7 protein-coding genes are annotated in these 12,823 nt (G+C 68.4%); 3 read left to right on the top strand and 4 right to left on the bottom strand.

Going from position 1 to position 12,823, the window contains the following annotated elements; all coding sequences use genetic code 11:
* Window positions 1–78: 78 nt before the first annotated feature.
* A complete protein-coding gene (locus IT306_17050) occupies window positions 79–759 on the top strand; it encodes a class I SAM-dependent methyltransferase (protein MCC7370136.1) in 681 nt (226 codons plus the stop codon).
* Window positions 760–816: 57 nt separating this feature from the next.
* Here the strand turns inward: IT306_17050 and IT306_17045 are convergent, their stop codons facing one another.
* The 4 genes from IT306_17045 to IT306_17030 all read right to left on the bottom strand — a co-directional run bounded on the left by IT306_17045 (window position 817) and on the right by IT306_17030 (window position 7,404).
* On the bottom strand, window positions 817–3,222 hold the full coding sequence (locus IT306_17045) for a hypothetical protein (protein MCC7370135.1): 2,406 nt from the start codon (window positions 3,220–3,222) through the stop codon (window positions 817–819).
* Between the two features lie 276 nt (window positions 3,223–3,498).
* Entirely contained in the window at window positions 3,499–4,437 is a 939-nt protein-coding gene (locus IT306_17040; GenBank protein ID MCC7370134.1) for an SDR family oxidoreductase, read from the bottom strand.
* Between the two features lie 190 nt (window positions 4,438–4,627).
* A complete protein-coding gene (locus tag IT306_17035; GenBank protein MCC7370133.1) occupies window positions 4,628–5,653 on the bottom strand; it encodes a flippase-like domain-containing protein in 1,026 nt (341 codons plus the stop codon).
* Window positions 5,650–7,404, bottom strand: a complete 1,755-nt coding sequence (locus IT306_17030) for an SDR family NAD(P)-dependent oxidoreductase (GenBank protein ID MCC7370132.1) — start codon at window positions 7,402–7,404, stop codon at window positions 5,650–5,652. The genes IT306_17035 and IT306_17030 overlap by 4 nt, the downstream gene beginning before the upstream one ends.
* Window positions 7,405–8,058: 654 nt before the next feature.
* On the opposite strand from IT306_17030, the gene treY reads away from it, so the two are divergent.
* Entirely contained in the window at window positions 8,059–11,157 is a 3,099-nt protein-coding gene (gene treY, locus IT306_17025; protein ID MCC7370131.1) for a malto-oligosyltrehalose synthase, read from the top strand.
* Complete coding sequence (gene malQ, locus IT306_17020) at window positions 11,154–12,785, top strand: 4-alpha-glucanotransferase (GenBank protein MCC7370130.1); 1,632 nt, start codon at window positions 11,154–11,156, stop codon at window positions 12,783–12,785. The genes treY and malQ overlap by 4 nt, the downstream gene beginning before the upstream one ends.
* The last annotated feature ends 38 nt before the right edge of the window (window positions 12,786–12,823 follow it).

The following is a 12,823-nucleotide window of genomic DNA, read 5'->3' as shown; positions in this document are numbered from 1 at the left end:
CGTCGGCGCTGGCGAGCCGTACCGCCGGTCGCTCATCCAGAAGCAAGCCAGCGCCAGCCTAGAGGAGTCGCTCACGCAATGCCGATCAAGTACAGCGCCAGACTCGGTGCGCTCGACACCTGGAAGAACGACCTCGCGATGAGCGTGCGGCGCAGGGTGTTTCGGCAGTTCTGGCGGATCATGCAGCCGACTCCGAACCTGCGCGTCGCCGATTTCGGCGTCTCCGGCCACCGCGACCACCCGGCTCACTACTTCTTCGAGAGCCTCTACCCCTGGAAAGACAGGCTGACGGCCATCGGGCAGGCCGCCGAAGATGCCAGCTGGTTTCCAGAGCAGTTCCCCGGCCTGACCTTCCTCGAAGCGGACCTGCGCTCGATCCCGGTGCCGGACAACCACTTTGATATCGGCATCTGCAACGCCGTGGTCGAGCACGCCGGCGTCTACGAGCAGCAGGTGGCGCTCGTGCGCGAAGTCTGCCGCGTCGCCAGGAAAGTGATGTTCACCACCCCGAACAAGGATTTCCCCGTCGAGGTGCACACGTTCGTGCCGCTGGCACACTGGCTGCCCGGCGAGCAGTTCTACGCGGTCCTCAAGGCCATCGGGCAGAACGAGCTTGCGAGCGTCGAACAGTTGAACCCGCTTGACGAGAAGACCTTCCTCAGCCTGTTCCCGAACAGTCGTGACACCACGATGGTGCAGGCCGGACTGCCCCTGCTGCGGACGAACCTCGTCTGCGTCTCGACCGCGCGCGACGCCTGACTGACGACGGCCGCGGCCGCCGGCCGCGCCGTCTCGGCGCTGCCAACCAGTTCAACGTTACGGATAGCGGCCCGCGTACACCTCAACGGATCCGATGTCGAGCCGGTCGCCCGGGCGGCCGCCGACCAGCTCGACCAGCGTTGCCACGCGCTCACCGTCGTACTGGTCGCCTTCGAGGTGGACAACCAGCCGCGCCCACTGCCCGGTGGCCGGGATCGCGGCAACGTCGTCGCCAGACGACGTGGTAACGGCGACCGAATTCCCGGATGCGGCCCCGCCGACGCGCAGTTCGATTCTGCCCAGCCCCGTCGCCCGAACCATCGCCACGACCGTTGCCGTGCCGCCGTCGTCAAGGTCGTCGCGATCGAAGCCGGCCCGCACGCCCAGTCGCCGGTCAGCCGCACGACCCGACAGTTGCAGCCAGCTTGTCACGCCACGGCCGTCGTCCGGTCCGGCGCCGCGCTCGACGACCGTCTCCGGCCGTGCGAGGACATCCCAGCCGCGAATCGAGCTGTCGTCCTGGAGACGCAGCGACGGGTTGCGGTTCATCGCTCGTGGTTGCTGGTCCAGCACCCAGCGACCATCCCGGCGGGTCAGGATCACGCCAGCCTCGCTGCGCCCGGCCGCCGACACCCGAACCGAGCGCCCATCCTCTGCGCGCAAGCGCACGAGCCGCCCGTCTGGGTCCATACGCCAGAGCTCATGGCTGTCGGCGGCGAAGGCGACCTCGCCGGCCTGCAGCGGTCGGCGTGGCTCGTTGCGCCAGTTGGCCGGCTGCCTCGCACGCAGACCGGCCGCCGAGGTGGCGAACGCGATCTGGGCAGGCGGCACGTCGAGCGGCTCGTCAGACACGCGATAGCAGGCGACCTGGACGACATCTGCAACTGGAAGCCGCAGCGGACAGTCGAAACCGGCCAGCGACACGCCGAACGTCTGCGTCAGCAACGGTTCGCCGCCCGTTGGCTGATCGGGCGGCGCAAGCAGTGTGTACAGCACCTTCTCGAATGGATCGAGATCGACGGGTAGCTGAATCGGCGTCCCACCCAGAAAGTACGCGCGGTCCGGCACGAGCGACGCCACGAACAGACTGGCGCCCCACACGCTCGACACCCCGATATCGGTGCCGCCCTTGAAGATGGCGCTGTCTCGGGTCAGCGGACGCTGCGAATTCGAGACGGTGAGAATCGCCGTGCGGCCAGGATGCGCCCGCTCGAAATCGTCCAGTGCCTGCTGCACCGCCGTCGAGCGCCGGAAGGATTCGAGCGTGACCTGCATCCCGGTGAACACCCAGAGGACGACCATCGCCAGCGCTCCCCCGCCGACGATGGCGGATGCAAGCGCAGGGCCGTGCGCGCCTGCCAGCCTTCGAGGGTCTGGTAGCCGCAGCGCGAGCCAGCGGTTGCGGCAGGCCGGCGCGCCAACACACACGGCCCAGAGCGCCAGTACCGTCCAGGCGTAGCTGAACACCTCGATAAAGGACGTCGGCCCGTCGCGTCGCCAGAGAAACAACAACGACGCCGCGCAACCGGGCAAGCAGACGAGCGCGATTGACCGAGGCCGCAGGAGCAGCGCGGAGACCGCCAGCACGACCGGCGCAACCGCGAGCCACTGTGACGTCCAGACGGCCTGCGGCCCACCCAAGCGTCCCAGGTACCAGGCCAGAAACGTCGTACGCTCTCCGCTCTCATTGGCGCCGGCAAAGCCGCGCAGCATCTCGAAGAAGCGCGGTATGGACGCGGCGTCACCGGCATTTCCTGCCCAGATCCATGCCACCATGAGCACCGGTGCGAGGAATGCGACCACGGTAACCGCCATGATGCGCTCAGGCCAGCCCCGTGCCCGCGCGAGCAGCAAGAGCAGCGGCGGTCCGATGAAGATCGCCAGCGTGACTTTGAGTCCGAGTGCTGCCCCGGCCAGCACCCCGACCAGGATGGCCCAGCCCAGCCCGCCTGGCTCGGGGCGGCGGGCGAGTCGAAGGGTCAGGCCGAGCACGACCAGCGCGAGGGCGTAGATCCACGGGTAGTAGTCCGGGAGGATCACCGAGTACCCAAACGCAAAGGAGCCATCGAAGATCGCGCAGAGCAGCGGTACGAGGATCAGCAGGCGGCCTGCCAGCGAGCGAATCGGGCGGAGCGCCCAGGCGGCGGCCAGGGCGGTCGCGAGGCCGCAGATGCCGGCCGCAAGATACGCCCAGATCTCCATCCGAGGCGTGATCTCGGTCACCGGGTGCCCGAGCGCCACAACCAGCAGCTGCACGCCCATGTGCAGCACGGTCATAACCTGACCTTGCGGCAGCCAGGGACGCTCGTCAGCGGTGAAGAGCAGCCGCAGACTGTGGAAGTAGCGGTAGCCGGTGCTCTCTTCGGTCATGCCGACCTGGGACAGTCCCAGGAGCCAGAGGGCGGTGATCGGCGTCAGGAGTACGCTGCCGGTGACGACGAAGACGCCAAGGTCTGCGAGCATGGACCTCCGACGCAGCGACCTTGCAGCGGCTCGCTCGTCTGGCGAACTCGGACGATCTTCGCGCGACGTTCCGTACAACATGTGCGTCTCGGCCAGCGCAAGTATGCACGCTCGCACGCGTCCGCCGCACCTCGATGTGCAAGCTCACCGGGGCTGCCGACCGCCGTAGCCCCCGGCGTCCTCGCCACCTGACTGGCGTGGAGACGGCCACAAACCTCGCTCCATCGCTACGTACGGAATTCGCTCAGGATCGTCGGTCAGGCGTATCGCCCCGCGCTAGCCGTGGTTGGTGGATGCCCGGAACCGGCGCAGGCGTCCATCGCGTGGCGCGCGGCGCTGGCCGGATGACGGGCGGGAGCAGGAGGTCCGCAACGGGAGGTCGACGGGCATGGTCGGGGCGGCGTCGAGCGGCACCTGATTGACACGGCGGGCCGACCAGAGGTCAGTCGCCATGACGCCGGGCACCGTGAACGGGGTCAGGTGCTCCCAATCGTCGTACTGGGCGGCAACCGTCTTGCCAGACAGACCACGGGCGGACGGCGAGAGCAGGTGGTGGACGCAGGCGACCACCTGCGCCAGCCGCGAGCCGTCGTCGTGGGCCACGTCGCGGATGACACGCTCGTACTCTGGGCCGGCGCGCTCGGGACCGGCCTCCAGTGTCTGGTCGTGGATCGGCGTCGGCACGAAGCCCGGCGCCACGCAGTTGATGGTGACCGTGGAGCCCGCCAGCTCCTCGGCCAGCGTTTCAGCCAGCCGTACCACGCCGGCCTTGGCGCAAGCGTACGCGCTGAAGCGGACGCGCGGACCGAACGCGCCGCCGCCGGCGAACAGGAGAATGCGGCCATCCGCTGACCGATGCACGAACGGCAGGAGCAGGCGAACGACGTGGTACGCGCCGACCAGCCCGATCTGAATCGCCTCGGCCCAGGCCAGGGGGTCAGTGTCTTCCAATGGGCCAATCGGGTTCTGGACGACAGCGCAGTGCACGATGCCGTCGAGGGCCGCGTCGCCAAGGGCGGCGCTGACCGTGTCGCTCAGGGCCTCGACGCTGGCGAGGTCGGCAACGTCCGTGGGAACGAAGGTGAAGCGCTCATGCGTCAGATCCGGCGCGGAGCGGGCCGCGCCAATCACGCGCGCCCCCTCTTCGAGCAGGGTCTGGGCGACGGCAAGGCCAATCCCACGCGAGCAGCCAGTGACCAGGACCGTCCGACGCACGGCGCATCTCCCGCACTCACGTCGTGGCGAGCGTCGCGCTCGCCACGCATCCCTGACCGACGACCGGAGTCGTCACGATACGGGGAGAAACGGGCAGCCCAGGCGATACGGGATCGCCCGCGCGTCGGCCATTCGTACCGGACGCGGCCGACGACAGTCCTGATGCAACCGGCGGCCGCTCCGCGACGAACTACGGTCGGGTCGGGGCTGCCTCGGCTTCGGCCGTCGGGGCTGCATGTCGCACGGCGCCAAGTGAGATGCCGAGCCGGGCCAGCCCGATCACCCCCAGGAGCGTCGAGGTCAGGTAGTAGGCCGCGTGATTCAGGATGGCGATGAGGACGGCCTGCGTGTCGTTGTAGCGCTCGGGGAACGGCGCGGCGAGGGCCTGCTGCCCGATCAAGTGGAAGACGCCGATGAACCCGGGGCTGGAGGGCAGGGCCACGCCCAGCGCCACGGCCACCAGGGCGAAGGCCGGCTCGATCGGGCCTGCGCCGGGCACGACCGCCTCGATGGCCGCCCAGAATCCGCCGACGCCCATCGCCCAGATCAGCACCGACCAGAGCACGATCTGTCCGACGACCCGAACATCGCGCAGGGGGTCGAGCGCGACGAGCAGGTGGCTCCATGAGTCCAACGCCAGCTGCTGGAAGCGGCCGGGCAGGCGATCTGCAATCGACTCGACCAGCCCGGTCAGGCGGCCGCCGAAGATCAGCAGGACGACCACGCCGATCCAGGCCACGGCCATCGCCGCGCCCAGCGCGAGGCCGGTCGCAGTAACCTGCCAGGGCACATCCATGACCAGCAGCAGCACGGTCATCAGCGTCAGGATGACGGCGAGGTCTACCGCCCGCTCCAGCACGAGGCTGGCCCCGACCTGCACCAGCGGGATGCCCACCTGCCGGCTGACGATCACCACGCGGCCGGCCTCGCCGGCCCGCAGTGGGAAGACGTTCGTCAGCAGGCTGCCGATAGACTGTGCCCAGAAGTACTCCATGCTGGTGCCGCGCCCGCCCAACAGCACCTTCCAGCGACAGCCGCGCGCCCACAGCGAGATGGCGACGGTCAGGCCGGCCACGGCAACCCAGGCCCAGTTGACCTGCGTCGCCGCCGCCGACAGCTCGGAGATCGGGGCGTTGCGGATGGCAAGCCAGAGGCAGATGGCGCTGACCACGAAGCCGAGGCCGATCTTGATACTGGTCCCCAGCCGCCCGCTCATCGGCGCGCCCCGAAGTTGGCCCAGGCCTCGCTGAGGGCGGTCCGCAGCGAGCCTTCCGGCAGGTTGACGATGTTCACGCGGCGCATCGTCCAGAGATCCGACCGGGTGATGTCGGCCAGCCGCTCGGCAAACGCCTGGGTGCGCCAGGGGTCGAAGTTGGCGCTGATCGTCTTGCCAGTCAGCCCGCGCATCCTGGCCGACAGCAGCAGCCCGACGCACTGGACGACCGTCGCCAGCGACGCGCCGCCCTCCGCCAGCACCGCCTTCGTGCGCTGGTAGTGGAGCGCCCCGGCCTTCTCTGCGCCGACCGCCAGCGTCTTGTGGTGGGCTTCGGTCGGGACGAAGCCGGGCGCCACGGCGTTGACGGTGATCCCGCGCGGGGCCAACTCCGCCGCCAGGCACTCGGTGAGCCGGACGACGGCCGCCTTGGAGCAGGCATAGGCGCTGTAGTTCGGGAACGGGCTGAACGCACCGCCGCCGGAGAAATTCAGGATGCGGGGGTCGTCGGAGCCGGCCAGCAGCGGCATCAGGTGTTTGGTGACCAGATAGGTGCCGAACAGGTTCGTCTTGATGGTATCCAGCCACTCGGCGCTGTCGGTCTGGTCGAGCGGACCGATGGGCCCGAAGGTGCCGGCGCAGTTGAGCAACACGTCAACGGTCGACGTCCGCCCCGCCAGCCATCGCGCGAACGCCTGCACCTGAGACTCGTCCGCGACGTCGCAGACGTAGCCCTGCGCCACGGTGTTGTTATCAGTCACGGCGTCGAGTCGATCCTGGCGGCGGGCGCAGACGTAGACGGCGTGGCCGGCCTTCGCCAGCGATGTCGTCAGCTCCGCGCCGATACCCGAGCTGCCGCCAGCTACCACCACCGTCAACGGCTTCTCGGCGGGCGGCAGCAGCGGCGCGTGGTGCGCGGCGTCGGCCGTACCGTTCGTGCTGAAGCCGTCGAGGCCGGTCTCGTGGGGCCGCGCGCCGGCCGGACCCAGCATCCCGAGCGTGGCGTGCGGGCCGCGCCGCGAGCGGAGCCGCAGATCGATCCACACCTTCCCGATGGTCGTGAGGATGCCCTTGACGCCGCTCAGCGTGACGGCCTTCGACCGGCCGCTTGCCCGCTCCTCGATGGCGCACGCCACCTCGATGAACGAGAGACCCTGGTGAACCGCCTTGAGCAGCGTCTCGGCCATCGACGCAAAGCCGTAGGAGCTCGGGGCGTTCGCACGGAGCCAGGCGGTCGGGTAGATCGTCAACCCGTTGTAGTAGCGCATGTTCAGCCCGAACGCCGCGTTCAGGCCGGTGGTGTAGGTGGTCGACAGCAGCCGGCGCGGCAACGACCGGATCTCGGGATTGGTGGTGTACGTCGTGACGACGTCGGCCTTGCCGAGGTTCCCGAACAGCTCGTGCAGCGAACGATACGGCCAGGTGTTGTCGCCGGGCACAAAGACCCACGACTCCTTCGTGGCGACCTGGATCGCCCGCATGAAGCCGTACCCCAGCCCCATGTTGCGCTCGTTGTGCACGACGCGCACGGTCGGGTAGCGGGCCGCGAGATCGTCGGCGACCTCGTAGGTGCCGTCGGTGCTGCCGTCGTCCACGATGATGATCTCGTAGTCTTCGATGGAGACGCGCAGCGAGCGCAAGATCGTCTCGACCGTCGGCGCGAGGTTCTCCAGCTCGTTGTAGGCCGCGACGAAGACGCTCAGCGACCGCGTGGCCCAGGGGATCGCCGTCCGCTGGCTCTGGGGGTCGCTCACACCGGCACCTCGGCGGTCGGGCTACTCGTCGGTCGATTCAACTCTGCTCCTGGGTGGCCGAGCGCGCCCGCGCATGGACGGCGTCGGATGGGTCGCCACCAGCACCTGAGCGCCGGCCTGGCAGATCGGATCCACAGGGCGCGGCGCGGGCAAAACGATCCGGGGTGCGTGCATGGTGAAAGGCCAGCGTCGGATGGTGGGCTGCCCGAGGAACCACGACCAGTGCGAACCAGGGCGGCCGGCCAGGATGATACAACCAGCCGCCAGCGTGCCGCCCGGGACGCGCGGTACAGTGTGCACACGTGGAGGGCGGTGCGGGGGACGCACGGGGCAAGGCCCACGAATGGGCGAGAACGGCGCCCACGAACGGGCGACGACCGCACCTGGATAGGCCGGGCGATTGCACGTTCGTCGGTGTTCCCATATCATCGTGAAACGCGCAGTCGGGGATTGAAACCCCCGCCTACAGTCATTCCGTCGCTGCGCGACGGACGCCGGGCAGAGCATCGACGGGCGAGACTGGAGCGTCGCGAAGCGACTGCAGGATGGTAGGCGGGGCTTTCAAGCCCCGACCACGCTGCACGGCAAGCTCAACGTGCAATCGCCCTGGCTGGATAGGCCGGGCCCTTGCTCGTGGCACGTCTCTTGCGTCATATGCAGCCCTCGCATGAGCACCGCGCTCTCGCTCATTCGACGCCAGACGGCTTTTGGGCCGGCGCGGCGTCCACTGGTGGCCGCGTGACCGAACCGCTCCGCATCCCCCGAGCAACCTATCGCCTGCAGTTCAACCATCTGTTCACCTTCCGAGACGCCCTCAAGATCGTCCCGTACCTGGACGATCTCGGCATCTCGGACGTCTACGCCTCACCGTTTCTGAAGGCCGGTCCGGACAGCCTGCACGGCTACGACGTGTCGGACCACAGCGAGATCAACCCGGCTATCGGCACGCCCGAGCAATTCGCGGCGCTCGCGGCCGCCCTGCGCGAGCGTGGCATGAGCCAGGTGCTCGACGTGGTGCCAAACCACATGGGCGTCGGGTCCAACCTCAACAGCTGGTGGAACGACGTCCTCGAAAACGGGCCGATCTCGACCTACGCCTCGTACTTCGACATCGACTGGTCGCCGCTCCAGGCCGAGCTGCGCAACAAGGTGCTGTTGCCGATCCTCGGGGATCAGTACGGGCGCGTGCTGGAGAACGGCGAGCTGCGGCTGGCGTTCCGTGACGGCGCGTTCTTCGTCGAATACTACGAGCACATCCTGCCGGTCGCGCCGACCAGCTACGCGATGATTCTCACCAGTCCGTGCGAGCGGCTGGGGCGAGTCCGGTCCATCGACGACGAGTCCCTGGTCGAGCTGCAGAGCATCCTGACCGCGATCTCGTACCTGCCCTCACACCACGACCCGACGCCCGATCAGGTTTCCGAGCACAACCGTGAGAAAGACGTGGTCAAGCGACGCCTGAACGCGCTCGCGCTGGCCGACCGTGAGGTGCAGGACGAGATCGAGCTGGAGATCGGGCGGCTGAACGGCCGCGTGGGCGACTCCCGCACCTTCGATCTGCTGCACGAGATCCTGGAAGTCCAGGCGTATCGGCTGGCCTACTGGCGCGTCGCGTCCCAGGAGATCAACTACCGGCGCTTCTTCGACGTCAACACCCTTGCGGCGCTGCGGATGGAGCAGCCGGACGTGTTCGCGGCGGCCCATCGACTGATCTTCGACATCCTGCGCCAGGGCGACGCGCACGGGCTGCGGATCGACCACCCGGACGGCCTGCGCGATCCGGCCCAGTATCTCGTCAGGCTCCAGTCAGAGTACTGCGTCCAGCGCCTGGGCGACGGCGTCGACGATGCCGAAGAAGAAGCGCTGACCTCGGCGGACCGGCCGCTGTACGTGGTGGTCGAGAAGATCCTGGCGAAGAATGAGTCGCTCCCAGCGGATTGGGCGGCGCACGGCACCACCGGCTACGAGTTCATGACCGCGGTGGGCGGCCTCTTCGTCGATCGGTCGAACCGCGCCCGCTTCGACGACCTGTACAGCCGCTTCACCGGCGACCGCGTGCGGTACTCTGACCTCATCTATCGTTCGAAGCGTCAGATCATGACGCTCAGCCTCGCCAGCGAGATCAACGTGCTGGCGTGGCAGCTCAACCGACTGTCCGAGCGCGAGCGACGCTACCGCGACTTCACCCTGTTTGCCCTGCGCGACGCCCTCCGCGAGGTGATCGCCTGCTTCCCGGTCTACAGGACGTACATCACCAGCCAGCCGATCTCCGAGACGGACCGGGCACACATCGACGTCGCCATCGCCACGGCGAAGCGGCGCAACCCGGCCAGTGAGCCGTCGATCTTCGAGTTCATTCGCGGCATCCTGCTGCTCGAAGCGATGGACCCCGAGGACTGGCCGGCCCAGGCGGAGCAGCTCGAGTTCGTCCAGAAGGTGCAGCAAACGACCGGTCCCGTCACGGCGAAGGCCGTCGAGGACACCTCGTTCTACATCTACAATCGGCTCGCCTCTCTCAACGAGGTCGGCGGCGAGCCAGACGCCTTCGGCGTCACGGTGCCAGAGTTCCACCACGAGAACGCCGAGCGACTGCGCCTCTGGCCGCATGCCATGCTGTCGACCTCAACCCACGACACCAAGCGCAGCGAGGACGTGCGGGCGCGCATCTCGGTCCTGTCCGAGCTGCCGCGCGAGTGGGGCACCGCGATCAACCGCTGGTCGAAGCTCAACCAGCGCCACAAGGGCACGGCTGACGGCAATGACGCGCCGTCCAGCAACGACGAGTATCTGCTCTACCAGATCATCCTCGGCGCGTGGCCGCTCGAGGGGCTGACCGACGACAACCGCGCAGCCTTCGTGAACCGCATCCAGGAGTACATGGCGAAGGCGACGCGCGAGGCCAAAGTCCACACCAGTTGGATCAATCCGAACGAGGCCTACGACGAGGCCATCCAGCGGTTCGTCGCGGCGATCCTCGACCCGAAGCGCAGCCGCCGTTTTCTCGACGACCTGGCGTCGCTGGCGAGAATCGTGGCGCGAAGCGGGGCCGTCAACAGCCTCGGGCAGGCGCTCCTGAAGCTGACAGTCCCAGGCGTCCCTGACACCTATCAGGGTAACGAGCTCTGGGACTTCAGCCTCGTGGACCCGGACAACCGACGCCCGGTCGACTACGCCCTCCGCAAGCGGCGTCTCGGTTCGTTGCAGCGCGCGGCGGCCAGGGCCGAAGCCGCCGATGCCAGCGAGCGCGATGGCGAGCCGCCGCTTCGGGGTCTGGCACGGCGGCTGCGTGACCACTGGGACGACGGCCGCCCCAAGCTGTACCTGACCTGGAAGGCGCTCCAGCTTCGGCGCGACCTTCCCGAGTTGTTGGCGCACGGGGAGTACCTGCCGCTGCGCGTCGATGGGCCGCTCGGCGACCACCTCTGCGCTTTCGCACGGGAGCACGACGGCGATCAGATCATCGTGGCCGTGCCGAGGATAGTGACCCGGCTGCTGGAACCAGACGATCAGTGGGACGGCAGCCGGGGCCACGCTCCGCTGACCTTCCAGCCGGGCGCCTGGGACGACACCTACTTGCTGTTGCCAGACGCTGGCGGCAAGCAGTACCGCAACCTGCTGACTGGCGAACGCATCCGCACGCGCGGCGCGGCGCGAGCCAGTGGCCGCATGGCCGAGAGTACCCGTTCAATGCTTCCAATCGGTACGCTGTTGGCGGATTTCCCCGTGATCTTGCTCCAACGGGAGACGCCATGACGTCGCCGTCTGACCTGACCATTGACCAGCCGACCACCGGGCCTGAGGCGACGGTTCGAAAGGCCGGCATCCTCCTGCATCCGACCTCGCTGCCGGGGCCGCACGGCGTCGGCGACCTCGGCGCGGCAGCGTACCGCTTCGTGGAGTTTCTGGAGGCGGCTCGGCAGTCCGTCTGGCAGATGATGCCGCTCGGACCGGTCGGCCTCGGCAACTCACCGTACGCTGCCAGCTCGGCGTTCGCCGGCTTTCCGCTGCTGATCGCGCTCGATCAGTTGATGGGGCGGGGCTGGCTCGACGAGCCGGACCTGCGCGCGCCGCACTTCCCGCCCGAGAAGGTCCAGTTCGAGGCGGCGAACAGCTTCAAGCAGGAGCGGCTGCGGAAGGCGTTCGCGCGGTTTGAACGGCAGGCTGTGGATGAGGAGCGCGCGTCGCTGGCTGAGTTCGGTCAGCGTCACGCCGCGTGGCTGGACGACTTCGCCCTGTTCATGGCCCTGAAGGACGATCACGGCGGCGCGGGCTGGATGGACTGGGAGGAGCCGCTGGCGCTTCGTGAGCCGGCCGCGCTGGCTGCTGCCCGCGAGCGGCTGGCCGAGGATGTCCGCTTCCACCAGTGGGTCCAGTGGATCTTCTTTGGACAGTGGGCCTCGGTACGTCAGTACGCCAACGAGCGCGGCATCATCATCGTCGGCGACATCCCGATCTTCGTGGCGCTCGACAGCGCGGACGTGTGGGTGCATCGGGAGCAGTTCCAGATGGCGGGGGCCGTCCCGACCGCCGTCGCCGGCGTGCCGCCGGACGCCTTCAGCAAGACCGGCCAGCGCTGGGGCAACCCGCTCTACCACTGGGAGAAGATGGCCGCGAACGGCTATCGGTGGTGGCTCGACCGCTTCCGCGCCACGCTGGAGCTGGTCGATACGGTCCGGCTCGACCACTTCAGGGGCTTCGCGGCCTACTGGCGCGTGCCGGCGGACGAGGAGACCGCCATCAACGGCGTCTGGGTGCCCGGCCCCGGCAAGGACCTCTTCGACGCCGTCGAGGCCGAGTTCGGGCACATCCCGCTGATCGTGGAAGACCTCGGCGAGATCACCCCGGACGTGATCGCCCTGCGCGAGGCGCTGGCCTTCCCGGGCATGAAGGTGCTCCAGTTCGCGTTTGGCGACGACGTGCACGGGACGCCGAAGGGCAGGAATCCGTACCTCCCGCACAACTACGACCCCAGCTACGTCGTCTATACCGGGACGCACGACAACGACACCACGGTCGGCTGGTTCCACAGTCTGAGTCACGAGGAGCAGCGGGCCGTGCTGCGGTACATCGGCACGGACGGCACGAGGATCGCGCAGGACTTGACGCGGCTGGCCTACCAGAGCGTGGCCGAGATCGCGGTGACACCGCTGCAGGATCTGCTCGAGCTGGGGTCTGAGGGGCGCATGAACGTGCCCGGGCAGCCCGAGCACAACTGGGCCTGGCGCTTCACTGACGGCATGATCCACCCCCATCACGCCGCCTGGCTGGCCGACCTTGCAGCGGCCACGGCCCGTTGGGCCGCGCCCGAGCCACCCGCCGAAGAGGATGAGGACGCGGCCGAGACAGTGGTCGAAGCCGAACCCGAGGAGACAGACGCATGAGCGCCCTGACCTCACCCCCCCTTCGCCCATCTCGAAGT

The sequence above is a fragment of the Chloroflexota bacterium genome (assembly GCA_020850535.1).
Lineage (GTDB): Bacteria > Chloroflexota > UBA6077 > UBA6077 > JACCZL01 > JADZEM01.
This window is presented reverse-complemented; position numbering and strand designations above follow the sequence as displayed.

Coding starts and splice junctions, on each gene's coding strand:
- IT306_17045 (MCC7370135.1), bottom strand. CDS start 3,222: ATGCTCGCAGACCTTGGCGTCTTCGTCGTCACCGGCAGCGTACTCCTG.
- IT306_17050 (MCC7370136.1), top strand. CDS start 79: ATGCCGATCAAGTACAGCGCCAGACTCGGTGCGCTCGACACCTGGAAG.
- IT306_17035 (MCC7370133.1), bottom strand. CDS start 5,653: ATGAGCGGGCGGCTGGGGACCAGTATCAAGATCGGCCTCGGCTTCGTG.
- treY (MCC7370131.1), top strand. CDS start 8,059: ATGCAGCCCTCGCATGAGCACCGCGCTCTCGCTCATTCGACGCCAGAC.
- malQ (MCC7370130.1), top strand. CDS start 11,154: ATGACGTCGCCGTCTGACCTGACCATTGACCAGCCGACCACCGGGCCT.